The sequence below is a fragment of the Pseudomonas sp. PLB05 genome, assembly GCF_021106615.1.
GTDB classification, from domain to species: domain Bacteria; phylum Pseudomonadota; class Gammaproteobacteria; order Pseudomonadales; family Pseudomonadaceae; genus Chryseomonas; species Chryseomonas benzopyrenica.
Window position 1 is genome coordinate 350882 of the sequence record NZ_JAJOHO010000002.1, and the last position, 24894, is coordinate 375775.

The 24894-nt window shown below is 65.4% G+C and carries 22 protein-coding genes; 11 read left to right on the top strand and 11 right to left on the bottom strand.

Annotated elements, in window-relative coordinates; genetic code table 11:
- Window positions 1-78 precede the first annotated feature (78 nt).
- The gene (locus LRS53_RS08330) at window positions 79-1707 is read right to left on the bottom strand and encodes a methyl-accepting chemotaxis protein (RefSeq protein WP_269216680.1); all 1629 of its coding nucleotides are present in this window, start codon (window positions 1705-1707) and stop codon (window positions 79-81) included.
- Between the two features lie 195 nt (window positions 1708-1902).
- A complete protein-coding gene (gene gloA, locus LRS53_RS08335) occupies window positions 1903-2427 on the bottom strand; it encodes a lactoylglutathione lyase (RefSeq protein WP_017639315.1) in 525 nt (174 codons plus the stop codon).
- A 247-nt stretch (window positions 2428-2674) separates the two neighbouring features.
- On the opposite strand from gloA, the gene LRS53_RS08340 reads away from it, so the two are divergent.
- Window positions 2675-2866: a CsbD family protein gene (locus LRS53_RS08340; RefSeq protein WP_026083651.1), complete on the top strand. Its 192-nt coding sequence runs from the start codon at window positions 2675-2677 to the stop codon at window positions 2864-2866.
- 49 nt (window positions 2867-2915) lie between these two features.
- Here LRS53_RS08340 and LRS53_RS08345 read toward each other — a convergent pair whose 3' ends face one another.
- Window positions 2916-3647, bottom strand: a complete 732-nt coding sequence (locus LRS53_RS08345) for a glutathione S-transferase (RefSeq protein WP_017639317.1) — start codon at window positions 3645-3647, stop codon at window positions 2916-2918.
- 187 nt (window positions 3648-3834) lie between these two features.
- Here LRS53_RS08345 and LRS53_RS08350 point away from each other — a divergent pair, with 187 nt between their 5' ends.
- The 4 genes from LRS53_RS08350 (at window position 3835) to LRS53_RS08365 (ending at window position 7897) form a co-directional block, all read left to right on the top strand.
- Window positions 3835-4911: a glycosyltransferase gene (locus LRS53_RS08350; protein WP_231355607.1), complete on the top strand. Its 1077-nt coding sequence runs from the start codon at window positions 3835-3837 to the stop codon at window positions 4909-4911.
- A gap of 7 nt (window positions 4912-4918) precedes the next feature.
- Complete coding sequence (locus LRS53_RS08355) at window positions 4919-5956, top strand: hypothetical protein (RefSeq protein ID WP_231355608.1); 1038 nt, start codon at window positions 4919-4921, stop codon at window positions 5954-5956.
- Window positions 5953-6795, top strand: coding sequence for a glycosyltransferase family 2 protein (locus LRS53_RS08360; protein ID WP_064307750.1), 843 nt, complete (start codon window positions 5953-5955; stop codon window positions 6793-6795). Before LRS53_RS08355 ends, LRS53_RS08360 begins: the two co-directional genes overlap by 4 nt.
- 127 nt (window positions 6796-6922) lie before the next feature.
- Complete coding sequence (locus LRS53_RS08365) at window positions 6923-7897, top strand: YihY/virulence factor BrkB family protein (RefSeq protein WP_231355609.1); 975 nt, start codon at window positions 6923-6925, stop codon at window positions 7895-7897.
- A gap of 458 nt (window positions 7898-8355) precedes the next feature.
- Here LRS53_RS08365 and gpmA read toward each other — a convergent pair whose 3' ends face one another.
- From gpmA to LRS53_RS08380, 3 genes are all read right to left on the bottom strand, one after another.
- Entirely contained in the window at window positions 8356-9102 is a 747-nt protein-coding gene (gpmA, locus tag LRS53_RS08370; protein ID WP_064307752.1) for a 2,3-diphosphoglycerate-dependent phosphoglycerate mutase, read from the bottom strand.
- Between the two features lie 128 nt (window positions 9103-9230).
- Window positions 9231-9458 carry a hypothetical protein gene (locus LRS53_RS08375; protein ID WP_231355610.1) on the bottom strand — a complete coding sequence of 76 codons (228 nt, stop codon included), beginning with the start codon at window positions 9456-9458 and terminating at the stop codon, window positions 9231-9233.
- A 361-nt stretch (window positions 9459-9819) separates the two neighbouring features.
- Window positions 9820-10809 carry an aldo/keto reductase gene (locus LRS53_RS08380; RefSeq protein WP_231355611.1) on the bottom strand — a complete coding sequence of 330 codons (990 nt, stop codon included), beginning with the start codon at window positions 10807-10809 and terminating at the stop codon, window positions 9820-9822.
- Between the two features lie 103 nt (window positions 10810-10912).
- Here LRS53_RS08380 and LRS53_RS08385 point away from each other — a divergent pair, with 103 nt between their 5' ends.
- Window positions 10913-11827 carry a LysR family transcriptional regulator gene (locus LRS53_RS08385; protein ID WP_231355612.1) on the top strand — a complete coding sequence of 305 codons (915 nt, stop codon included), beginning with the start codon at window positions 10913-10915 and terminating at the stop codon, window positions 11825-11827.
- 2 nt (window positions 11828-11829) lie between these two features.
- Here LRS53_RS08385 and LRS53_RS08390 read toward each other — a convergent pair whose 3' ends face one another.
- From LRS53_RS08390 to LRS53_RS08405, 4 genes are read right to left on the bottom strand one after another with little or no spacing between them, the layout of a single operon-like run.
- Complete coding sequence (locus LRS53_RS08390; protein WP_231355613.1) at window positions 11830-12450, bottom strand: DUF2268 domain-containing putative Zn-dependent protease; 621 nt, start codon at window positions 12448-12450, stop codon at window positions 11830-11832.
- A gap of 57 nt (window positions 12451-12507) precedes the next feature.
- Window positions 12508-13851, bottom strand: a complete 1344-nt coding sequence (locus tag LRS53_RS08395; protein WP_231355614.1) for a cytochrome c — start codon at window positions 13849-13851, stop codon at window positions 12508-12510.
- A gap of 11 nt (window positions 13852-13862) precedes the next feature.
- The gene (locus LRS53_RS08400; protein ID WP_231355615.1) at window positions 13863-15650 is read right to left on the bottom strand and encodes a GMC family oxidoreductase; all 1788 of its coding nucleotides are present in this window, start codon (window positions 15648-15650) and stop codon (window positions 13863-13865) included.
- Window positions 15650-16381, bottom strand: a complete 732-nt coding sequence (locus LRS53_RS08405) for a gluconate 2-dehydrogenase subunit 3 family protein (RefSeq protein WP_231355616.1) — start codon at window positions 16379-16381, stop codon at window positions 15650-15652. Before LRS53_RS08405 ends, LRS53_RS08400 begins: the two co-directional genes overlap by 1 nt.
- Window positions 16382-16955: 574 nt before the next feature.
- On the opposite strand from LRS53_RS08405, the gene gabP reads away from it, so the two are divergent.
- Together gabP and LRS53_RS08415 are read left to right on the top strand one after the other, a co-directional pair.
- Window positions 16956-18344 (top strand): GABA permease, encoded by a 1389-nt coding sequence (gene gabP, locus LRS53_RS08410; RefSeq protein WP_064307758.1) that lies wholly within the window; start codon window positions 16956-16958, stop codon window positions 18342-18344.
- 355 nt (window positions 18345-18699) lie between these two features.
- The gene (locus LRS53_RS08415; protein WP_017639329.1) at window positions 18700-18909 is read left to right on the top strand and encodes a DUF1127 domain-containing protein; all 210 of its coding nucleotides are present in this window, start codon (window positions 18700-18702) and stop codon (window positions 18907-18909) included.
- 125 nt (window positions 18910-19034) lie between these two features.
- Here LRS53_RS08415 and LRS53_RS08420 read toward each other — a convergent pair whose 3' ends face one another.
- On the bottom strand, window positions 19035-19262 hold the full coding sequence (locus LRS53_RS08420; protein ID WP_143075250.1) for a hypothetical protein: 228 nt from the start codon (window positions 19260-19262) through the stop codon (window positions 19035-19037).
- A gap of 308 nt (window positions 19263-19570) precedes the next feature.
- Between LRS53_RS08420 and LRS53_RS08425 the strand changes: the two genes are divergently transcribed.
- The 3 genes from LRS53_RS08425 to LRS53_RS08435 are packed head-to-tail and all read left to right on the top strand — an operon-like array spanning window position 19571 to window position 24788.
- The gene (locus LRS53_RS08425) at window positions 19571-20674 is read left to right on the top strand and encodes an efflux RND transporter periplasmic adaptor subunit (RefSeq protein ID WP_231355617.1); all 1104 of its coding nucleotides are present in this window, start codon (window positions 19571-19573) and stop codon (window positions 20672-20674) included.
- Window positions 20671-21741: an efflux RND transporter periplasmic adaptor subunit gene (locus LRS53_RS08430; protein WP_231355618.1), complete on the top strand. Its 1071-nt coding sequence runs from the start codon at window positions 20671-20673 to the stop codon at window positions 21739-21741. Before LRS53_RS08425 ends, LRS53_RS08430 begins: the two co-directional genes overlap by 4 nt.
- Window positions 21738-24788, top strand: a complete 3051-nt coding sequence (locus LRS53_RS08435; RefSeq protein ID WP_231355619.1) for an efflux RND transporter permease subunit — start codon at window positions 21738-21740, stop codon at window positions 24786-24788. Before LRS53_RS08430 ends, LRS53_RS08435 begins: the two co-directional genes overlap by 4 nt.
- Window positions 24789-24894 lie beyond the last annotated feature (106 nt).

A 24894-nucleotide genomic window follows, 5' to 3' on the forward strand; every position in this document is an offset into this window, starting at 1 on the left:
CATGCCAAGAAAAGGTAAAGATGGGTAAAGCCACCGCTGCCCCAGGATGACTCTTCCTGGGAGCGACGGCGCGCCGGGCTAGACGCGGAAGCGCGCGGCCAGGCTGTGGATCTCGCGGGTCAGCTCGGCGAGCTGGCGACTGGAGGTCTCGATCTGGTCGGCGCCGCGCTTGGACACGCCTGCCAGTTCGCGGATGTTGATCAGGTTGCGATCCACCTCGCGGGCTACCTGGGCCTGCTCCTCGGCGGCGCTGGCGATGACCAGGTTGCGCTCGTTGATATCTCCGATAGCGACAAAGATGTGCTCCAGGCTCTGGCCGGTGCGCTCGGTGGTCTCGAGGGTGGTACCGGCCAGGGTGTTGCTGCGTTGGATGGCGGTTACCGCCTGGCCGGTGCCGGCCTGGATGTTGCCGATCATCTGCTCGATCTCCAGGGTCGACTGGCGGGTGCGCTGGGCCAGGCTGCGCACCTCGTCGGCCACCACGGCGAAGCCACGCCCGGCATCGCCGGCACGGGCGGCTTCGATGGCGGCGTTGAGCGCCAGCAGATTGGTCTGCTCGGAGACCGCGCGGATCACGTCCAGCACCTTGCCGATCTGGTTGGCCTGCTGCGCCAGGCTGGCGATCACGGCTTCACTTTCGTTGACCGTGGTCTGCATGCTCTGCAATTCGCTGAGGACCTGGGCCACCTGGCCACGACTGCCGGTGGCCAGGCGATCGGATTCGCGGGCGGTATCCGAGGTGGAGGCGGCATTGCGAGCCACCTCTTCCACGGCGGTGGTCATCTCGGTCACCGCGGTCACGGCCTGTTCCAGTTCCTGTTGCTGCTGGTTCAGGGTGCGATTGCTCTGGGCGGTGACCTGGCCCAGTTCCTGGGCGGCGCCGTCGAGTTGCTCGGCGGTGCGATTGAGCTGGGCCAGGGTGTCGCGCTGGCGGCGTTGCAGGGTGGCGAGGCCGGCGAACAGCTGGCCGATCTCGTCATGGCTGCGCACCTCGATGCGGCGGGTCAGATCGCCTTCGCTCATGGCGGCGAAGTGCTCGCCGGCTTCGTTCAACGGGGCCAGCACCCGGCGGGCGATGAAACAGCCGGAGAGCACCGCCAGCAGCAGGGTCAGACCAACCAGTACCAGGGTGCCGATCTCGGCCTGCAGCACGCGGCTGTCGGAGGCGGCCAGGGTGGCGTCGATGCGCCCGGTGATCTCGTCGGTAAAGACCTTGCGGGTGTCGGCGAAGGCGGTGCTGGCGTCCTTGGCGCCATCGCTGATGCGAATGTAGCCCGGCAGATCACCGGCGCGGCAGGCCATAATCTGATTTTCCACGATGACCTTGTAGGCATCGAAGGCCTTGAGCATGGCATCGATCTGGCCGCGCAACTTGGGCTCGGTGGTGCTGGCCAGCATCTCGGTGATCAGCGTGCGGGCGATGTTCAGGCGTTCCAGCGCCAGCACCGTGCCTTTTTCGGCCTTGGCCGCATCGCCATTGACCCGATCGAGCATGGCGGTATGGGAGTTGGCACTGGCGCGGCTGATCCAGGTGGCGGCGTTGTTGACCTTGTCCAGCTGCTCCATGGTCAGACTATCTAGGTCGCGGATCTGCTGGGCACTGGTCCGGGCGCTGAGCCACCCATACAGGCAAGCCAGCAGCAGGCAGGCGACGAACAGGCTGAGGACGCTGTACATTCCCGTCCGAATTCTTGTTGTTTTTTTCATGATGGGCTCTCTGAAGACGTCGCTGGCTGGGGTCGCAATACGACTTTGGTAAGGCTATTCGCCAGCAGTACGCCGAAGGCATGAGCAGGCGTCGATGGCTTGGAGCCAGTCGGTATCAGTTAAGCGCCGAAAAGTCGTCGGATGTCTTCAGAAGGGCAGGCAGGGTGGGCCCGACGGACGCCGGGCCCGGAGGGATCAGGACAGCGGGGTGAACTGGATGACTTCGACCCAGTAGCCGTCGGGGTCCTTGATGAAGGCGATTTCCTTCATGCTGCCGTCGGTCAGGCGCTTCTGGAAAGCTACGCCCAACTGCTCGAAACGCTCGCAGGCGGCGCGGATGTCCGGGACCGCCACGCAGGTATGGCCGAAGCCACGCGGATCGCTGTTGCCGTTGTGGTAGCTAAAGGCGGCATCGTTCTCGGTGCCATGGTTGTGGGTCAGCTCGAGAATGCCCGGCGTGGATTTGCGCCAGCGCTGGCGGGCTTCCGGGTCTGTGGGCACTTGGTTGCGATCGACCAGGGCGAGGAAGGTCAGGCTGAACTTGGCGTCCGGGAAGTCCTTGTGATCGACCACGGTGAAACCCAGTACGCGGGTATAGAAGTCCAGCGAGGTCTCCAGGTTCTTGACCCGCAGCATGGTGTGGTTGAAGACGAACTCGCGGGTGGCGGCGTCGGGCTGGGCGGTCACGCCCGGCAGGTTGTCGAATTGGCTCAGCGACATCAGAAGTCTCCATTGAAGGGGTGTGGAATTTGGAGAGGCGGCCCTGCGCAACGTTCCCGCCAAGGGGCGGCGCCTGGGCAATCGCTCACGAAAAAGGGCGGGAAGTCTAAAGGCTTCCAGGGCCGCTGCCCAAAGCTTCCTGAGGCTCCTGGCCGTTACGCTGGGCGACGAGTGGTCGAAACCACCCGGTTAGAGCCGTAGTCGGATTTTACAAGCGCACTGCCTGTGCGATCCCAAGGAGACTGATATGAGCAGCACCAGCGACAAGATCAAGGGTACCGCCAAAGAAGTGGCCGGCAAGGTCAAGCAAGGCGTCGGCGATGCCACCGACAACTCGCGCATGAAAGGCGAGGGTCGTGCCCAGGAAGCCGAAGGCAAACTGCAAAAGAACGTGGGCAAGGGTAAGGAAGCGGTCAAGAACACCATCGACCGCGCCTGAATCCAGCCACAGTGAAAAGGCCGCCCCCGGGCGGCCTTTTCTTTGCCCGTCAGGCCGGATCCAGCTCCGGATAGTGACGGAAGATGCCGTTCTCGCTGAACGGCAGGCGGCGCGACGAGGCCAGGTAGGCGGCGATGTTGGGCAGGGCCGCCACCCGTTCGGCCACGGCCAGGACCCGTGGGATCTCTGGGGCGAGACGATGCATGGCGTTGGGGAAGGCATAGGTCAGGCCGGCCACCACCTGGAACAGCGACAGGTCGACATAGGAGCGCCGCTCGCCCACCAGCCAGGTATCACCCGCCGGGTTGTAACCCAGCACTCGTTCGAAATAGCTCAGATAGGTACGGATTCGCTCGCCGGCAAAGGCCTTGGCCCGGCGCCGGGCTTCGTCCTGCTGCTCTTCATAGGTCAGGGAGATGGCCACCGGATGGTGGACATCGTGGGCCTCGGCGGTGAGGTCGGTGATGGTCAGTTGCAGGCCATGTACCCAGAAGCGTGACTCCTCGTCCGGCGGCACCAGGTCCAGCTGCGGCCCCAGGTACTGGAGGATGTTGGCGACATGGGAAACGACCTCGTCGCCGGCCTTGAGAAAGGGCGGGGCGAAGGGTGGGCGGTGGGTCTGCTTGCCTTGCAGGTAGTCCTCCATGGCGGGCACGCCCAGGCCTTCGTCCTCCGGGGCGTTGCCCACATCCAGGTAGTCCGCGCCGGCTTCTTCGAGCGCCAGGCGGACGAATTCGCCGCGGCCCTGGATGCTGGGCCAGTAGTGCAGTTCATAACGCATGGAAACCTCCGTCGTCTGCTGGGAATACGGGTCCAGGAAGGCTGACTCCCTGCGGGGTTCGGAGGTTTTCCCGCCGCGCGGCTTTCACGACGAAGCGCACAACCAATTCCCATCGCTGAGACTCCTATCAACCAGCGGCTAGCAATGAGGACGGTGGGATGACGGTCAACAGCAAGCGGACGGCTCCATGCGCATAGGTATTCTCACCCACGTGAAACACCCGGTACGCCAGCCGTTCGCCGGCGGTCTCGAGGCCTTCACCTACGACATCACCCTGCAACTGCGCGAGCGTGGCCATGGGGTGACCCTGTTCGCCAGTTCGGCCTCGGCGCCGGAGCTGGAGGTGGTGCCCATCCTCGACGATGGCAACTACGGGACGGATGGTTGCCGGCGCAAGCGCAACGTGCTCAGCTCCGAGTACCTCGACGAGCACCACGGCTATCTCGACTGCATGCAGCGCATCGACAGCCATGGCTTCGACGTCATCTTCAACAATGCCCTGCACTATGTGCCGGTGACCATGTCCGGGCTGATCCGCACGCCCATGCTCACGGTGCTGCATACCCCGCCGTTCTTCGAGTTGATCAACGCCATCGGCGAATTGCACAAGCGCGGTGGCGGTCATTACTGCACCGTGTCTCAGGCCAATGCCGACAACTGGGCGCACCTGGCGCCGGCCTGCCACGTGATTCCCAACGGCATCGATCTCGACGCCTGGCGGCCACGCAGTACCCCAATCGGCGACCATGCGCTCTGGTTCGGTCGCCTGGTGCCCGACAAGGGGCCGCACCTGGCGCTGGACGCCGCACGGGCGGCCGGTGTGCCCCTGCGCCTGGCTGGCCAGGCCACCGACGAGCGTTACTTTCGCCAGGAGATCGCGCCGCGTCTGGGTGACCAGGCCGTTTACCTCGGTCACCTGGACCGCACCGCCCTGGCTGTCGAAGTCGCCCAGGCCCGCGCTTGCCTGGTGACCCCTTGCTGGGACGAACCCTTCGGCCTGATCGTCGCCGAGGCGCTGGCCTGTGGTACGCCGGTGGCGGCCTTCGCCCGCGGTGCCCTGCCGGAACTCCTCACCGCCGAGACCGGCGCCCTGGCCCCGCCGGGTGATGTCCCGGCCCTGGCCGCAGCCCTGCGCGAGGCCCTGTCGTTGTCCCGCGAGGCCTGCCGAACGCGGGCCGAGGCCCAGTGGAGCCATCGCCTGATGATTGATCGCTACGAGCGCCTGCTCGCCGATGTCGCCGCCGGTCGGGTGGCCCGTGGCTAGACCGCCCGTGGCTGAGCTGAACATCGGCTACTACGCCCACCATCACGGCGCCGGCCATGTGACCCGTGCCCTGGCCATCGCCGCCGCTTTCGATGGCCCCCTGACCCTGTTCAGCAGTCGCCTGCCCGAACAGGTGGAGCTGCCCAACGTCCAGCTCTGCCCGCTGCCGCCCGACGTGGCCCCGGGTGTCGAGGGCGAAGCCTTCGCCTGCCTGCACTATGCGCCGCTGGGGGTGGCAGGGCTGCGCGAGCGCATGGGCCTGCTGGTGGACTGGTTCCGCCGGGCCTGGCCCTGCCTGCTGGTGGTCGACGTCTCGGTCGAGGTTGCGCTGCTGGCTCGGCTATGCGGCGTACCGACGATCTATCTGCGCCAGCGCGGTAGTCGTTTCGATGCGGCCCACGAACTGGCCTATGCCAGCGCCAGCTGCCTGCTGGCGCCCTATCCGGACCTCCTGGAGGAGCCCGCTACCTCGGCCGCCTGGCGGGCTAAGACCTGCTATGCCGGCAGCCTGTCGCGCTATGCCGGGCAACGGCTCGACAGCGTGCGCGAGCCCGGTACGGTCACCGTCATCGCCGGCCATGGGGGCACTGCCTTCAGCCGCACGCGACTGATCGCGGCGGCCCATTCCTGTCCCGAGTGGCACTGGACGGTGCTGGGCCCGGTACCGGACGACGCCACGTTAGCGCCGGCCAATCTGCGCTTCCTTGGGAACGTCGCCGATCCCGGCCCCTGGCTGGCCACTGCCGAGGTGGTGGTCGGCTCCGCTGGCGACAGCCTGGTGGCGGAGCTGGCCGATCTACGTTGCCGCTTCGTCTGCCTGTCGGAAGCCCGGCCGTTCGATGAACAGCTGTCCACCAGTCGCCGTCTGGCCGAGCAGGCGCTGGCGGTGACCTGCGAGCACTGGCCCGCTGCCGACGCCTGGCCAGGATTGCTGGCCAGGGCGCGTCAGCTCGATCCCGAGCGCTGGACCCTGGTAAGCGACGGCGAAGGCGCTCGCCGCGCGGCGGCCTGCATCCAGGCAGTCGCCCGGGAGGTACTGGCATGATCGTCTTGACCCTGGTCCATGGCCGCGAACGACAACTGGCCAATCTCATCCGGGGGCTGGAGTTGGCTCCAACGCCGCCTGCCGCCCTGGTGGTGGTGCAGATGAACGAGCCACCGCGGGCACTGCACAGCCCACGCTTTCCGATCCAGGTACTCCACGTCGAGGGCGACGGCGTCCTGCCCCTGGCCGCCGCGCGCAATGCGGCCGTGGCGGCCGCGCCGGGAGAAGAGCTGGTGTTTCTCGATGTGGATTGCATCCCCGCACCGGCGTTGCTCGACGTCTATCGCCAAGCCTTGAAGGCGCGACCCGCCGCGTTGCATCAGGGGTTCGTCCACTACCTGCCAGCCGGTATCGCTGAAGGTGACTGGACACCGGACGAGTTGCTTGCAACCGGCGTCGTCCATCCGCTGCACCGGGATCGGCCGAGCGGGGAAGCGATTCCCCATCCACTGTTCTGGTCACTGAATTTCGCCTGCACCCGCTCCACCTTCAGCCGCATCGGTGGTTTCGACGAGGGTTATCGCGGCTATGGCGGTGAAGACACCGACTTCGCCTTTCGTGCCCGCGAAGCCGAGGTGCGCGTTTATCAGGCCGAGGCGCGGGCCTTCCACCAGTACCATCCCACCTACCATCCGCCACTCAATCACTTCGCCAGCATCCTGGAGAATGCGCGACGGTTTCGGGCACGCTGGGGGCTCTGGCCCATGGATGGCTGGCTACGCGAATTCGCCGCCGCCGGTTATATCGACTTCGATGAAAGCCGCGGAATAGAGATGGTCAGGGCGCCCAGCGCCGCTGAGGTCGCTGCTTGCCGAGACGCCTCCGGCTCCGGCTTCTGACACCTGGGCGCAACCAACCCGGCCGCTGCCACTCTGAAGGTAGGGCTGGTCTGAAAAGCCGCCGGGCGCAGGCCCTTGCGGACAGCCCTCAGAAATCCTTTCCGGGGAGCGTTCGTCAGGAGCCGTTATGTCCTTGTTTGCCTTCAACCTGCGCGGCATTGCGCCGTTCACCCTCATCAAGCGTGCCGTCCAGGAGTTCGTTGCTGACGACATGCCCACCTATGCGGCAGCCCTGGCCTACCAGATGCTGTTTTCGCTGTTTCCCTTCCTGCTGTTCCTGATCGCCCTGATCGGCTTCCTGCACCTGCCGGATTTCTTCACCTTCCTGCGCGAACAGGCTGCCTACCTGTTGCCGCCCACTGCGCTGGATACGGTCAATCCCATCATCGACCAGCTGCAGACGCAGCAGGGTGGTCTGCTGTCCTTCAGTATCATCATCGCGCTCTGGTCCGCCTCAGGTGGCTTCCGCTCGCTGATGACCGCCATGAACAGTGCCTACGACGTAGTGGAAAGCCGCCCGGCCTGGAAGCGCATCCCGCTGTCGGTACTGCACACCGTAGGTCTCGCCGGGCTGCTGCTCAGCGCTGCGGCGTTGATGGTGCTGGGTCCTCAGGTGATGAACTGGCTGGCCGCCTATGTAGGGCTGGAAGATTATATGGTGACCCTTTGGGCGCTGATCCGCTGGCCGCTGGCGGTGTTCCTGCTGATGATCGCCGTCGCGGCGCTCTATTACGTCACCCCAGACGTGAAGCAGAGCTTTCGCTTCATCACACCCGGCTCGATGCTGGCGGTGGTGGTCTGGATCCTGGCATCGCTGGGCTTTGGCTACTACGTGCAGAATTTCGCCAACTACAACGCCACCTACGGCAGCATCGGCGCCATCATCGTGCTGTTGCTGTACTTCTATCTGTCTTCAGCCGTGCTGCTGTTCGGCGCGGAAATCAATGCGGTGATCGAGCACCACAGTGACGAAGGCAAGGAGAAGGGCGAGAAGACGCCCGGCGACGGTGGTGTGGAGGCCGACGAAGAGATTCAGGCGGGGCAGGACGAAGGCGTGGTGAGTGAGGCGCGGTTGGTAACGCGCCCGAACGGTCATGCCTAAAGGCGTAGGGCGGATAACGGCGCCGGCCTTATCCACCGTACACCGACAGACTTTGAGGGTGGAAAACGCTACGCAGTTTTCCACCCTACGGATCCAAGGGTTCGGCTTGTAACGGCTTTGTGCGGACGACCGCGCAGATCGTAGGTTGGGCTGAGACGGCTTCACCGTCGAAGCCCGACATGGCCAGCACCTTGAGGCGAGACCTGTTGGGCTTCGCTGCGCTCAACCCAACCTACGGCGACCCGTGACCGCAATAAGTCAGCAGGCCGTGGGGTGGATAACGGCGCCCGCCTTATCCATCGCCTACCGGCGACCTTTATTGTGGAAAACGCCAAGCGGTTTGCCACGCTGTGGGTCTGGGCGTATCGCTCATCGCGGCCATAGCGGTCCGCCGATGCGGCCGCTCCTACGGTTGCCTTGAAGCCTGTAGGAGCGGCCCATGGCCGCGAACAAGCGCCTTACTTCGCCTTGCCCTGATTGGCCACCGCAGCCATCTTGGCGGCGACCTCGTCCGGGTCGGCCAGGTAGTAGTGCTTGGTGGGCTTGAGGTCTTCGTCGAACTCGTACACCAGCGGCACGCCGTTGGGGATGTTAAGGCTGACGATGTCGCTGTCGGAGATGTTGTCCAGGTACTTGATCAGGGCGCGCATGGAGTTGCCATGGGCGACTACCAGCACGCGCTGGCCACTGCGAATGGCCGGGGCCAGGACTTCGTTCCAGTAGGGCAGGACGCGTTCGACGCAATCCTTGAGGCACTCGGTGCGCGGCACCTGATCCAGCGACAGACCGGCATAGCGCGGATCAGCGGCCAGGGCCTGCTGCTCCTCGACGCTCTGCTCGGGCGGCGGTACGTCGTAGCTGCGGCGCCAGACCAAGACCTGCTCTTCACCGAACTTGGCAGCGGTCTCGGACTTGTTCAGACCGGTCAGGCCACCGTAGTGACGTTCGTTGAGGCGCCAGTCGCTCACCACTGGCAGCCACATCTGGTCCATGCCTTCCTGCACGTGCCACAGGGTGCGCACGGCGCGCTTGAGCACCGAGACGTGGGCCACGTCGAAAAGGAAGCCGGCGTCCTTGAGTGCCTTGCCGCCCTCGTGGGCCTCGCGGATCCCCTGTTCGGTCAGATCCACATCCGCCCAGCCACTGAAGCGGTTTTCCAGGTTCCACGCCGACTGGCCATGGCGGATGAATACGACTTGCGACATGCGACCTCCATCTTGGGATTCATTGTTTGGCTCACGCCTACGCGAAGCTGTGCCAAACATACCGCAGATGGAGGCTGCCGGCATGGGCATCACGGAAACCGTGATGCGTCCGGCACTCGCAGGGAGCCTTAGGCCACCAGGGCGCGAAGGGTACGGGCGATGACCCGCTCCAGGCCGTCGGCAGCGTTGTACTGCTCGGGGTAGAGGCGCTCGCTGCGACAGGCGACACCGCGCTCGTCGATCACGGTGAAACTGAAGCCGCCTTTGCGCGAAGCCGGGGTGGTGATGCATTGAAACGGCGCGAAGGCCGCTTGGAGGTGTTGCATGGCCGCAATGGCCTGATTTTGAATGTTCATCTAACTATCCTTGGGATCCACGCTCAGTCGGCGCGGTGAAATAACTCCAGCAACCTCGTACCCATAACGGCCGACGGCTGAATCTCTGGCTGGAGGAAGGCAGCGTGTGGGCGAGACGCCCAGGCATGCAGGTAAGTACTTGGGAAGGCAGGCAACCGGCCGGGCACGAGATTCAGAGGCCAGGGCGGCAGATCCTGAGCAATCGAGGGATCGATTCGATCCGGATGACGCTTATTTCGCGCTGCTACAACGAGCGGAAAGGCGTCCAGCGATTGGGGTCAGCTTGGTACTAACCCAATCAAGCTAGCAGGATCGATGCCAGCCGCGCAAGCCCGCTGGTCGGCGATGGGCTTGATGGTCTTCAGCGCTCGACGAGCTGCATCCAGGCCGCGGGATACCGCGTGCCGGCCACCTGCTCCGGGGTAAAGAGTCGATCCAGCTCAGCTGTTTCATCTCCACTCAGCTGCACCTCGAGGGCGGCGAGATTCTCCAGCAGATAACGCCGCCGCCGAGTGCCGGGGATGGGGATGATGTCTTCGCCCTGGGTCAGCACCCAGGCCAGGGCCAACTGACTGGGCGTGACGCCCTTGGCGCCGGCCAAGGCCCGCACCCGCTCCACCAATTCCAGGTTGCGTTGGAAGTTCTCGCCCTGGAAGCGCGGACTCAGGCGGCGATAGTCGTCGGTGGCGAAGTCGTCCGGCGATTTCAGGGCGCCGGTGAGGAAACCACGGCCCAGGGGGCTGTAGGCCACCAGCGCCACCCCGAGCTCGCGGCAGGTGGCGAGGACGCCATGTTCCTGCGGGTCTCGTGACCACAGCGAGAATTCGCTCTGCAGGGCGGCGATGGGGTGGACCCGGTGGGCGCGGGTGAGGGTCTCGCTGGACGCCTCGCTCAGCCCCAGATAGCGCACCTTGCCGGCCCATACCAACTCGGCCATGGCGCCCACCGTCTCTTCGATGGGTACCTCGGGATCGACCCGGTGCTGGTAGTAGAGATCGAGCTGCTCGACCCCCAGCCGGCGCAGACTTCCGTCCACGGCCTGGCGCACGTACTCGGGGCGGCCGTTCACCCCGCGGGTGTTGGGATCGTCGCTGCGCACCAGGCCGAACTTGCTGGCCAGGAACACCTGCTCGCGGCGTCCGCGCAGAGCACGGCCGAGTAGCTCTTCGTTGTGATGAGGACCATAGGCGTCGGCTGTGTCCAGGAGGGTCACTCCACGCTCCAGGGCGAGGTCCAGAGTGGCCAGGGCCTCGGCCTCATTGGTGGCGCCATAGAATTCGCTCATGCCCATGCAGCCTAGCCCCAGGGCAGATACCTGTGGGCCATTGCGGCCCAGTCGTCGTTGCAACATGACGTTCGCTCCCTTTCATGAATGAGACCCTCAGTCTGGCTATTGAGCAAAATTGAACAAAGCTGTTATCAAGGCAGGCAGTATTCGATAGGACTGAATGATCTTGGACCGATTGGCAGCCATGCGTGGCTTCGTACGCATCGTCGAGCGCCGTTCCTTCAGCCGGGCCGCCGCCGATCTCGGTCTGTCACCGGCGATGGCGACCCTGCTGGTGCAGCAGCTGGAAGCCTATCTGGGAGTGACACTGCTGCATCGCACCACCCGCCGGGTCAGTCCGACCCTGGACGGCGCTGCCTACTACGAGCGCTGCGTCGGCTGGCTGGCCGAGCTGGACGATATCGAGGGCGCCTTCAGTCAGCGCCGGCGTCAGCCTCGCGGACGACTGCGCGTCGATCTGCCTGGTGCCCTGGGGCAGGCCCTGGTGATGCCGGCGTTGCCGGATTTCTGCCAGCGCTATCCGGAGCTGGAGTTGGTCATCAGCGCCGATGATCGACCAGTGGACGTGATCGGCGAGGGCATCGACTGTGTGCTGCGCAGCGGACCCCTGCTCGACGAAGGCCTGGCCGCCCACGCGCTGGGTGAACTGGTGCAGGTGACCTGTGCCAGCCCCGGCTATCTGGCGCGAGAGGGGCAGCCGAAGAGCCTGGCTGACCTGACTCGTCACCAGCTGGTGCACTACCGCTCCCAGCGCAGCGGTCGCCGGTTGCCCTTCGAATTTCTGCGCGAGGGTGAGCTGCACTGCCTGAATCAACCCGGACGGCTGACCCTCAGCGGCGCCGACGTCTATGTCGGTGCCGCCCTGGCCGGGCTGGGCATGATCCAGGCACCGCTTTACCACGTGGCGGCGGACCTGGCGGCTGGCCGGCTATGCGAGGTACTGCCCGACCTGCCGCCGCCGGGCCTGCCGCTGGCGGCGGTCTACCCCCTGGCCAGCCAGACCTCGCCACGGGTTCGCGCCTGGGTCGGATGGCTAACGGAGATATTCGCCGGGGTCGATCCGGCTTGGCTGCGGCGTTGAGATCATCCTGCGAGGAAGGTATCAGCAGGGCGTTGCCCGCTGGTGGCAGCCGTCAGGCCGTGACGCTGCAGGTACCGACCGACTCGCCAGCTGCCCAGGGCATAACCGAGGTGGCGAGGCAGGTCGCCACTGCCGAAGAACCAGCGGGCGTGATCGTACGGTTGGCCCAGTTCAGCATCTAGTGCTTCCCAGTGTGCCGCCATTTCCTGGGGTGCGGCCTGGGCATAGAACGGTAGCCGGCCAATCAGCTCGCGCTCGAACTGGCAGGCCAGGCCTTCGCTGACCAGGGCCTCGCCCAAGGTGCTGCCATAACCGGGGCCGGCATGCCGCAGGCAGTGGTGCAATTCGTGGCCAAGCAGGGCGGTGAAGCTGTCAGGGAAGGCTTGCTGCAGGCGCGGGCTGTCGGGATCCAGGGTCAGAAACACCCGCTCGGCGTCCGGACTGTAGCCATTCAGACCCAACTCCGGGATCACCCAGGCGCCCGCCTGCACCACCACGTCTACCCGTTGCTCGGGCAGGTGCGCGGCGATACGGGACAGGGCATCGGTGAAGGTCTCCTGCAGGATGGCGCGCCAGGAGTCCAAGCGACCATTGGCGTTGAGCAGATGTAGTACGCAGGTCATCCAGGCATCTCCGGAGCGCGGCCTGTCTTTATAGACGAGGTCGCGCCCCTTCGTTCGCTACTTGCCCGCTTCGCGCGGCTCTGGCTGACCGTGACCAAGGGCCTGGCCCAGGTCATCGCCCGAGGTGGCGCGGGTGTCATCGGTGCGCCACTTGGCGACATCGGCGGCGCTGACCGGGGCAGCGTCGTTGCCCCAGCTGGCGCGGATGAAGCTGACCACGTCGGCCACCTGGGCATCGTTCAGCCGCCAGCCGAAAGGCGGCATGACGATCATTGAGGGTGCCGTGTGCAGGCCGGGGAGGGTACCGCCCTTGAGCACGATGTTGATCAGCGAACTGGCGTCGGCCGTGCGCAGCACCGGATTACCGGCCAGTGCCGGGAACACCCGGTCGTAGCCCTGGCCATCGGTGCGGTGGCAGGCGGCGCAGTTGTCCACATAGACCTGGGCCCCGCGGGCGCTGTCGTCACCCTTCCAGAGCGCCGCGGCGGCGCGGCCATCGGGCTGGAAGGGCGCATCGTGCGGATCCTTGGGCGGCAAGGCCTTGAGATAGCGGGCGATGGCGCGCAGGTCGGCGTCGCTCAGGTATTGCAGACTGTGCTGCACCACCTCGGTCATGCCACCGAACACGGCGCTGTCGGCGGAGCGACCGGTCTTGAGGAACTGCACCAGCTGGTCTTCGCTCCAGCTGCCCAGGCCATCGCGATGATCGCCACGCAGATTCTTGGCGATCCAGCCTTCCAGGGGTGCGCTGCCGGCGAGGAAGTCCTTGCCATCGGCAGGCGAGAGGGCCTTTTCCTGCATGGTGAAGGCGCGTGGTGTGTGGCAGGCGCCACAGTGGCCGAGGCCTTCCACCAGATAGGCGCCGCGAGCCACCACCGGATCCTGGTCCGGGGCCGGCTGGAATTGCACCACCTCGGGAGCGAACAACTGGCGCCAGATCGCCAGGGGCCAGCGCATGGACAGCGGCCAGGGGATGTCGCTGTCGCGGTTGGCCTGGGCGACCGGTGTGACCCCGTGCATGAAGTAGGCATAGAGGGCGCGCATGTCCCCCTCGGTCACCCGGGAGTAGGAGGGGTAGGGCATGGCCGGGTAGAGGGTGTGTCCCTCCTTGGCGATGCCCTGGCGGATAGCGGCGTCGAAGTCGGCGAAGCGGTAGTCGCCGATGCCGGTCTGCCGATCCGGGGTGATGTTGGTCGAGTAGAGGGTACCGATGGGCGTCTGCATGGGCAGGCCGCCGGCGAAGGGCTGACCGCCCGGCGCCGTGTGGCAGGCCACGCAGTCGCCGGCCCTGGCCAGGTATTCGCCTTTCTTGACCAGCGCCGGATCAGGATCTTCGGCGGCCTGGGCCGTCATGGCCAGACCGGCGCCCAGCAGCAGGGTCGCGAGGGTACGGAGGATCATGGGCGCGCCTCTCATGCCTGCACCAGGGGGCCGGGGTTCTTCAGGTATTGCTCGCGGATGGCGCGCGCCGCCCAGTAGGTCAGGGCCGCCACCAGGCCGGTGGGGTTGTAGCCCAGGCCCTGGGGAAAGGCCGAGGCGCCCGGCACGAAGACGTTGTGCACGTCCCAGCTCTGCAGGTAGCGATTGACCGCGCTGGTCTTGGGATCAGTGCCCATGATGGCGCCACCGTTGAGGTGGGTGGTCTGGTAGCTGGCGGTGTTGAAGTGCCCGCCGAAATCCTTGACCGAAACGCTGATGTGCTCGGGGCTCATGGCCTCGGCGATCTTCTTCATCTTGGCCGCCATGAAGCGGGTCATGCGGATGTCGTTGTCCTTCCAGTCGAAGGTCATGCGCAGCAGCGGCTGGCCGTAGGCGTCGCGGTAGGTGGGGTCCAGGTCCAGGTAGTTGTCGCGATAGGACTGGTGCGCGCCATGGGCGTCCATCGACAGCTGGTGGTTGTAGTAGCCGGCCTGGGCCTTTTTCCAGGCACTGCCCCATTGGGGTGTGCCGGGTGGATTGGCCGCCCCGGCGATGGGCCGGGTGCCGGCCTGGTTGACCCACATGGGCGAGCCGCCGACGAAGCCGTGGGGGCCATGGTCGAAGTTGTCGGCGTTGAAGTCGTCCACTGCCACGCCGTTGCCACCGGCGCCGATGAAGGGATTGGTGTGGTGCTGATCCTGGCGGAAGAAGGCCTTGATGGTGGCCATGTTCTGATAGGCGAAGTTGCGCCCGACCACGCCCTCGCCGGTCTTGGGATCATAGGGCTGACCGATGCCCGACAGCAGCATCAGGCGTACGTTGTTGAACTGGAAGGCGGCGAGGATGACGATGTCGGCCGGCTGTTCCAGCTCCTGGCCCTGGGCGTCCAGGTAGGTCACCCCGGTGGCCTTCTTGCCGGTGCTGTCCAGGTTCACCCGCAACACATGGGCCTGGCTGCGCAGCTCGAAGCGCGGCTCCTGCTTGAGCGCCGGCAGGATATTGAGATTCGGCGAGGCCTTGGAATACATGTAGCAGACGTAGCCGCTGCAGTAGCCGCAGAAGTTGCAGGGGCCCATCTGGCACCCATAGGGATTGGTGTAGGGGCCCGAGGTGTTGGCCGACGGCAGGTTGTAGGGGTGATAGCCCACCTCGCGCGCGGCCTTCTCGAACAGCTGTGCCGAGACGGTGTTCTTTTGCGCCGGCAGCGGGAAGTCGCTGGAGCGATCCGGGGCATAGGGATTGCCACCCTTGCCGTCGCCCACCACCTGGCCCTTGACGCTCCAGGCGGTGCCCGAGGTGCCGAACACCTTTTCGGCGAAGTCGAAGTAGGGCTCCAGCTCGGCGTAGCTGACGCCGAAGTCCTGGATGGTCATGCCGTCGGGGATGAATTTCTTGCCGTAGCGTTCTTCATAGTGGCTGCGCAGGCGCAGCTCCACCGGATCGACCCGGAAGTGCACGCCCGACCAGTGCAGGCCCGCGCCACCCACGCCATCGCCGGGCAGGAAGACGCCCAGCTGGCGGTTGGGCAGGGCGACGTCGTTGACGCTGTGGCGGATGGTGACGGTTTCCTTGGACACATCGACGAACAGCTTCTTGCGGATGCTGTAGGTGAGTTCGTCGATCACCTGGGGATAGGAGCCGTCGGGATAGGTGTCACGGTAGCTGCCGCGTTCCAGGGCCACCACGTCCAGGCCGGCCTCGGTCAGTTCCTTGGCCATGATGGCCCCCGTCCAGCCGAAGCCGACGATCACCACGTTCTTGCTGGGCAGTACCTTGGCCATCAACCGCGCTCCCCGCGAATGGAGACCGGGGGCAGCGGATAGCGTTCGTCACGCTCCACCCAGTCCATGAAGTCGGCGCGGGCGCCGGGGAAATTCACCAGTTTCCAGCCGACCAGTTCCTTGTTGCCGCCGTGCAGCGGATCGCAATAGAAGCCTTCCTTGGTGTTCTGCAGCAGCTGGGCGAAGAACAGCTTGGCTGGTACGCCGTCCAGGGCGGCGTCACCGCTTTCCAGGGCCTTGAGGGTTGCGTCCTGCTCGGCGGGTGCAAGCTCGGCAAATACCTTGCCGTGTTGCTGACGGGTCCAGCGGTCCACCGCGGCGATCCCCAGGCGATAGAGATCCTGCGGCACCAGGCGACTCTGATAGCCCATTTCCGGTGCGGCATCGGCGGCGAAGGGGCCCTGCATGTACCAGAGGCCACCGCGGGCATAGGCGGTCTGCATCTGCCGATCGATGAATTCCGGCGCGCCGGCTTCCAGGGCACCCGGACCCAGTTCGTCCGCCGGAATCAGCCGGGCCACCGCAGCCTGTACGAAGGCCCATTCCTCGGCGGAAAAGAACACCGGCTGGTAGTGGTCGGCGCGCGGACTGCTGCCAGGCTTGTTTTCCGCGGCGGGCGTGGCGAAGGCCAGGCCGGGGTTCGTGCCGCCCGCCAGGGCCACCACGGGGATCAGGCTCAGGGACTTGCGCAGGAAGTCGCGACGGGCCGGGACGGAATCGTCTGCGGACATGATCAGGGCCTCATCAGGTGCCCGACGTGATCCGCAGGGCTTATGGTTAGCTAGCTAATATGTTGGAATATTACCAATATATGGCCACTGCAGTTACATTTTGTCGCAGCTGTGCAGAGGCTTGGCAGCCATTCAAGTTCCCTTCACCCGGGCGGCGATGCGCAAAGGCCTCTTTGTTGGCCTTTGAAGTCCTGATTTCGTCAGTCCGAGTAGCTGCGATGGACCTTTACCGTGGAAAGGATATTTCTTGAGGAGACCGAGGCATTCGTGCTGCCTCGCCGGGTGGAGGCAGTAGCATCCTCGTCACATGCGGTTACCTGAGGTTCCACCTTTGTCGGCACCATGATGGTGCAAGTTGCACAAAGTGATACCTAACGAAGCAAGGTGGAAGCGCAGCGGCACACGAAAGAAATCGTTTTGCACATCAAATAGTTAGTGCAATAGCTAGGCAAAGTGCCGCTTTTTCGCGACTTTGCGCGAAGCGTTGCACCCTTTGAGTTCATTTTGTGCCGATTTCAGCGGGGGTGGCGCGCAAGTTGCACTTGGGAGGCTTTCCGTTGTCAGGTAACACCTTATGTCCAACGTAGAATGCAACCTCTCTCCGGCGCTCAAACCGCGCCATGTGACCATGTTGTCCATCGCTGGAGTGATCGGTGCCGGTCTGTTCGTCGGCTCCGGTCATGCCATCGCCGCTGCCGGCCCGGCCGTGCTGCTGGCCTACGCCCTGGCCGGCACCCTGGTGGTGCTGGTCATGCGCATGCTGGGTGAAATGGCGGTCGCCTCACCCGATACCGGCTCCTTCTCGTCCTATGCCCAACAGGGCATCGGCCGCTGGGCCGGCTTCACCATCGGCTGGCTGTACTGGTGGTTCTGGGTGCTGGTCATTCCGCTTGAAGCCGTGGCTGCGGCCGCCATCCTCAATGCTTGGTTCCCGGCCATTGCCACCTGGCAGTTCGCGCTGATCATCACCGGCATCCTGACCGTGACCAACCTGTTCAGCGTTGCCAAGTACGGCGAGTTCGAATTCTGGTTCGCCCTGCTCAAGGTCATCGCCATCGTCGCCTTCATCGCTCTGGGCGCGGCTGCGCTGGTCGGTGCTCTGCCAGGTCGTGAGGTCAGTGGCCTGAGCAATCTGATGGCCCATACCGGTGGCTTCATGCCCAATGGCTTCGGTGCGGTGCTGGGCGCCCTGCTGACCACCATGTTCAGCTTCATGGGGACCGAGATCGTCACCATCGCCGCGGCCGAGTCCAAGGATCCGTCCCGGCAGATCAGCAAGGCCACCAACTCGGTGATCTGGCGGATCGCGCTGTTCTATCTGGTCTCCATCTTCCTGGTGGTGTCCATGGTGCCCTGGAACGACGCCCAGCTGCCGCTGGTGGGGTCCTACCAGCGCGCCCTGGAAGTGCTGTCGATTCCCAATGCCAAGCTGATCGTCGACTGTGTGGTCCTGGTCGCCGTGGCCAGCTGCCTGAACTCGGCGCTCTACACCGCGTCGCGCATGCTCTACTCCCTGGCCCGCCGTGGCGATGCCCCGGCCAAGATGGGCCGTGCCTCTAGCGCTGGCGTGCCCCGTACGGCGGTGCTGGCCAGCACCGCCGTGGGTTTCCTGACCACCATCGCCAACTACACCATGCCCGAGGCGGTGTTCAGCTTCCTGCTGTCCACCTCCGGTGCCGTAGCCCTGCTGGTCTACCTAGTGATCGCCGTGACCCAGCTGCGCCTGAGACGCAAGCTGATGGCCCGTGGCGAGCGTCTGGAATTCCGTATGTGGCTGTTCCCCTGGCTGACTTGGGCGGTGATCGTCTTCATCGTTGGCGCCCTGACCGTGATGCTGTTCAGCGACGCCCATCGCTTCGAGATCCTGGCGACCGGGCTGCTGGCACTGGTGGTCGTGGCCATCGGTACCTGGGTGGGTCGGCGTCAGCCTGCCGCCCCGAGCCTGGCCGCTGCCGCGCGTTGACGGTGAGAGGCTTCCGGCGCCCACCGGGCGTCGGAAGCGCTCCTTTCTGGAGCATGACGGCGTTTCCAGGCTGGACAGTGGGTGCGGTAACAGGTAGAACAGCAGTCCTGTTTCGTTGGCCTCGGGCCAACTGTATAGCTCGAATTTCCGCGATGTTCCCTCTGGTAACCAATTTTTGCACTGCAATGGTGCAAAGCGTTACAGAATGACCCAAATTGCAGCAGTACAGTTGCAATTGTGTGCTGAGTGATCCGCGAACCTTTCCTTGTACTGTTACTGGTGGTAGCACTCGCCTGGCGAGACAATGGCGCCATTCGATGACCAGTACCCGTCACAAGCGGGAAGGAAAGCCACCATGGAACGCACCTTCAGTTCCTCGCTGTACAACGCCAAGCCCAGCAACCGTGTGCCCGTTGCCCTGCGCGTTATCTCCACCCTGTCCACCTGGCAGCGTCGCATCGCCAGCCGTAACGAACTGGCTCGCCTGGACACCCGTATGCTGGCTGACGCCGGTATCACCGAGGCCCAGCGCTACCAGGAAATGCACAAGCCGTTCTGGCGCTAAGCCCGGCTGCTGCACAGTTTCCACAGACCCCGCTTCGGCGGGGTTTGTTTTGTCTGCGTCTTAAACGTCAGGCAGCAAAAAGCCCCGGCATGCCGGGGCTTTGTGTTACCGCCAGAAAGCTGGGCTTACTGCATGTTGTTCTGGTTGCGCGCGTCGACCTTGTTGGGCTTCTCGCTCTTGAAGGGGACTTCGGCACCACCATCAGCACCGCCCTTGACGGTGGTCTTGCCCGGTACGGCTTCGGTAGCCGAACCATTGACGGCCGTGGCGCTCTTGGAGGTTTCGGCCGCGAAGACACCCGTGGCCATCGACAGCATCACAGCAGCGGTAGAGGTGATCAGCAGCTTTTTCATGAGTTCGGCCTCGTCGAAGTAAACCTGGGAATCTGGTTGGGCCCGTTCCAGTGGAGAGACGGGCATCAGCTGCGAACGGGCAGGTCCACAGCGCTCGTTGTAGTTGACTGCGCCCTGGAATGCCGGGTTCCAGAGCATTTGTGAACATTTGTGGGCAAGTTGCCGCTCTGGTACCGACCATTTGCGCAGGCGGCACCGCCGTAGCGCTTCCCAAGCAGCGCCCAGCGCCGGACAATTCGTCGGACGAACCCCCCGCGCCGCCTGTGGTCAGTTCGCAGATCGCGCCTCTTCCACCGATAAGGATAATCATGAGGGCTCTCCGCCTTGCTCACCTCTGCCAGGTAACGGTCGCTCTGGCCCTGGTAACGCTGTTGCCGGGCTGTTCCCAGGAGCGACCGCCCACCGAGGAACCGGCGCGGGTGGTGGTGACGCAGCTGAGCCCGATAAAGGATGCCCAGTGCATTCCCTTCACCGGTGATGTCCAGGCGCGGGTGCAGGCACCGCTCGGCTTCCGTGTGAGCGGCAAGATCAGCGAGCGGCTGGCGGACGTCGGGGATCGGGTACGCGAGGGCCAGATCCTCGCGCGGCTGGATCCCCAGGATCTGCGCAACAACCTGGCCGCCGCCCAGGCCCAGGTGGAGGCCCAGGAAGCCCGCGCCCGGCTGGCGCGGGTCGATTTCGAGCGCCAGGCCGCACTCTTGCCCAAGGGCTATACCAGTCGCAGCCAGTACGACCAGGCCCAGGCCACCCTCGATGGCGCCCGCAGTGCGCTGCAAACCGCCGTAGCCCAGCGCGACGATGCGCGCAAGCAGCTGGGCTATACCGAGTTGCGCGCCAGCGCCGCTGGGGTGCTGACCGCCCGCCATGCCGAAGCCGGTCAGGTGGTGCAGGCCGGCGCGGCGATCTTCGACCTGGCGGTGAGCGGCGAACTCGATGCCGTCTTCGATCTCTACGAATCCCTGGCCCGCGAACTCCAGGTCGGCCAGCGGCTGCCCGTCGCCCTGCAGGCGCAACCGGCGATCGCGACCCAGGGCACCCTGCGCGAGATCGCCCCGACGGTGGCGAGCAGCGGCACGGTACGCATCAAGGTACAGCTGGACCGGCCACCCACCGCCATGACCCTTGGCGCGGTGGTGAATGCACAGCTGGAGGGCGTGGCCGAGCAGGGCTTCGCCCTGCCCTGGACGGCGCTGAACGGCACCACCGACCAGCCCGCCGCCTGGCGCCTGAACGAAGACGGCCGGGTCAGCCTGCAGCCGCTACGCATCGAGCGCTACACCCGCGACAGCATCATCGTCAGCGACGGCCTCAAGGCCGGCGACCGTATAGTGGTCGCCGGCGGCCAGGCCCTGAGTCCCGGCCAGAAGGTCGAGGTCGCCGAGCGCTCCGCCTTCAACGAGGTGCGCCCATGAAGCCCCTCCTGCCGCTCTGCCTGCTGCTGGTTCTCGCCGGCTGTTCCGACGACGAGGCGCCACCGCCGCCGATCCGGCCGGTAGCGACCCTGACCCTCAGCGCGCCGCAACCCCAGCGCGAGGTGTTCGCCGGCAGCATCCAGGCGCGCTACGAGAGCGTGCTGGGCTTTCGCGTCGGTGGCCGCATGACCCGCCGCCTGCTGGACGTGGGTCAGCCGGTGCGCCGCGGCCAGTTGCTGGCCGCGTTGGACCCCACCGATCAGGACAATGCCCTACGCAGTCGCCAGGGCCAGAGCGCCGATGCCGACGCCCAATGGCGCGATGCCCGCAACGATGCCCGGCGTCAGCAGCAGCTGTTCGACCAGGGCGTCGGCTCGCGCTCCCAGCTGGACCAGGCGCTGACCCGCCTGCATACCTTGGAGGCCGCCCGCGAACAGGCCCAGAGCGCCGAGCGACAGGCCCGCGATCAGCGCAACTATGCCGAGCTCTACAGCGATTTCGACGGCGTGATCACCGCCTGGCAGGCCGAGGTCGGTCAGGTGGTGTCCGCCGGTCAGCCGGTGGTGCGGGTCGCCCGCCCGGACATCCGCGAGGCGGTGCTGGACCTGCCGGCCCAGGCCATCGGCCAGTTGACCCCTGGTCGTGTCCTGACCGTGCGCATGGCGCTGGATCCGACCGTGGCGGTGCAGGGCCAGGTGCGCGAGATCGAGCCCCAGGCCGATGCCACCACCCGTACCCGGCGGGTGCGCCTGACCCTGGACGAGCCACCGGCCGCATTGCGCATCGGCAGTCTGGTACAGGGCGAACTGGCGTCGCCACCGGTCGCGGGCCTGTCTTTGCCAACCCAGGCGCTGCGGCGCCAGAACGGCCAGACCTCGGTCTGGGTGGTGGCAGGCCAAGGCGAGCAGGCGCAGGTGCGCCAGCGGCCGGTCGAGGTGCTGCGCGAGGCGGACGGCCTGGCATGGATCGGCAACGGTCTGAGCGCCGGTGAGCGGGTGGTGATAGCCGGGGTCAACAGTCTCGAGGAGGGACAGCGGGTGAAGGATCAGGAGGGCGCTCGGCCATGAAAGGCTTCAACCTGTCGGACTGGGCGCTGCGCCACCAATCCTTCGTCTGGTACCTGATGTTCGTCGCCCTGCTGATGGGCGTCTTCTCCTACATGAAGCTGGGCCGCGAGGAAGACCCGTCCTTCGCCATCAAGACCATGGTCATCCAGACCCGCTGGCCGGGGGCGACCACCGAGGAGACCCTGCGCCAGGTCACCGAGCGGGTGGAAAAGAAGCTCGAAGAACTGGACTCGCTGGACTACACCAAGAGCTTTACCCGGCCGGGCCAGTCCACGGTGTTCGTCTATCTGCGTGACACCACGCCGGCCAAGGCGATTCCCGACATCTGGTACCAGGTGCGCAAGAAGGTCTCCGACATCCAGGGCGAATTCCCCCAGGGCATCCAGGGACCGGCCTTCAACGACGAATTCGGTGACGTCTTCGGCAGCATCTATGCTTTCACCGGCGACGGCTTCAGCATGCGCCAGCTGCGCGACCAGGTGGAGCAGGTGCGCCGCGAGATCCGCAGCGTGTCGGGCATCGGCAAGGTGCAACTGATCGGTGCGGAAAACGAGGTCATCTACCTGGACTTCTCCACCCGCAAGCTGGCCGCCCTGGGGCTGGATCAGCGCCAGGTGATGCAGAGTCTGCAGCAGCAGAACGCGGTGACGCCTTCGGGGACCATCGAATCCGGCGCCGAGCGCATCAGCGTGCGTACCAGTGGCGAATTCCGCTCCACCGCCGATCTGGCCGCGGTCAATCTGCGCATCGACGATCGCTTCTATCGCCTCACCGATCTGGCCGACATCCGCAGCGGGTATGCCGATCCGCCCAGTTCGCTGTTCCGCTACAAGGGCCAGCCGGCCATTGGCTTGGCCATCGCCATGAGCAGCGGTGGCAACATCCAGACCTTTGGCGCGGCCCTGACCGAGAAGATGCAGGAGCTGACCGGCGCCTTGCCGGTGGGCATCGGCGTGCACGTGGTCTCCAACCAGGCGCAGGTGGTGGAAAAGGCCGTCGGCGGCTTTACCCAGGCGTTGTTCGAGGCGGTCATCATCGTGCTGGTGGTGAGCTTCATCAGCCTTGGCGTGCGCGCCGGCCTGGTGGTGGCGCTGTCGATCCCCCTGACCCTGGCGCTGGTGTTCGTCTTCATGGAATACAGCGGCATCACCATGCAGCGGATTTCCCTCGGCGCCTTGATCATCGCCCTGGGCCTCTTGGTGGACGACGCCATGATCACCGTGGAGATGATGGTGACCAAACGGGAGGAGGGCGAGTCGCTGCACCGCTCGGCGACCTTCGCCTACGAGTCCACCGCCTTTCCCATGCTCACCGGCACCCTGGTGACCGTGGCCGGTTTCGTGCCCATCGGCCTCAACTCCAGCAGCGCCGGCCAGTACACCTTCACCCTGTTCGCGGTGATCGCCGTGGCGCTGCTCTTGTCCTGGATCGTCGCGGTGTTCTTTTCGCCGGTGATCGGCGTGCACATCCTGCCGAAGAAGGTGAAGCAGAAGGATCATGACCAGCCCGGTCGCCTGGCGCGCTGGTCCGACGGCCTGCTGCTGGGCGCCATGCGCCATCGCTGGCTGACCATCATCCTCACGGTGCTGCTGTTCGCCGCGGCGCTGTTCGCCATGAAGTTCGTGCAGAACCAGTTCTTCCCGTCTTCGGATCGGCCCGAGCTGCTGATCGATTTCAACCTGCCGCAGAACGCCTCCCTCGACGCCACCCGCGCGCAGATGGACAGGTTCGAAAAGACCCTGGCCGACGATCCGGACGTGGCCCACTGGAGTTCCTATGTCGGCCAGGGCGCGGTGCGCTTCTACCTGCCGCTGGACCAGCAGCTGGAGAATCCCTTCTATGGCCAGGTGATCCTGGTGGCCAAGGATCTGGAAGCCCGCAATCGGCTGCTGCCCAAGCTCAAACAGCGCCTGCGCCAGGACTTCGTCGGGCTGTCCGGCTACGTCCAGCCCCTTGAAATGGGCCCGCCGGTGGGGCGGCCGATCCAGTACCGCATCAGTGGTCCGGACGTCGCCGAGGTACGCCGCCAGGCCCTGGCCCTGGCCAGCGTGCTGGGCAAGAGTCCGCAGCTGGGCGACTTCCTCTACGACTGGAACGAGCCGGCGCGGATGCTCAAGGTCGAGGTCAACCAGGACAAGGCGCGGCAGCTGGGTTTCTCTTCCCAGGACGTGGCGCAGATCCTCAATGGCGTGGTGACCGGCACCCCGGTGACCCAGGTGCGCGACGACATCTACCTGGTCAACGTGGTGGCGCGGGCCAGCGAGGCCGAGCGGCGCTCGGTGGAGACCCTGGAGAATCTGCAGATCATGACGCCCCAGGGCGTCGCGGTGCCGCTCAAGGCCTTCGCTCGCATCGACTACGCCCTGGAGCAGCCGCTGGTGTGGCGCCGCGACCGCCTGCCCACCATCACCCTCAAGGCGTCCATTCTCAGCGAGATCCAGGCACCGGACCTGGTCAAGCAGCTGCAGCCGGAGGTGGATGCCTTCATCGCCAAGCTGCCGCCGCGCTATCAGGTGGCGGTGGGCGGTACGGTGGAGGAGAGCAGCAAGGCCCAGGGCCCCATCGCCGAGGTGGTGCCGCTGATGCTGTTTCTCATGGCTACCTTCCTGATGATCCAGCTGCACAGCATCCGCAAGCTGTTCCTGGTGGCGAGCGTGGCGCCCCTGGGCTTGATCGGGGTGGTGCTGGGGCTGATCCCCTTCGGCCAGCCACTGGGCTTCGTCGCCATCCTCGGGGTGCTGGCGCTGATCGGCATCATCATCCGCAACTCGGTGATCCTGGTGACCCAGATCGACGCCTTCGAGCGTGACGGTCGCTCGCCCTGGGACGCCGTAGTGGAAGCCACCCGCCACCGCCGCCGGCCGATCCTGTTGACCGCCGCCGCGGCCAGCCTGGGCATGATTCCCATCGCCCGCGAGGTGTTCTGGGGGCCCATGGCCTATGCCATGATCGGCGGTATCGTCGCGGCGACGCTGTTGACCCTGCTGTTCCTGCCGGCGCTCTATATCGCCAGCTACCGCATTCGCGAGCCGGAGCGGAAGGGCTGAGGCAGCGGGCCTGGCCCAAAAGCCGGGCAAAAAAAACGGCCTTCCGACCGAGGTCTCCAGAGGAGACGTCTGTCGGAAGGCCGCAAGGAGCTATCCAAGGAGCCAC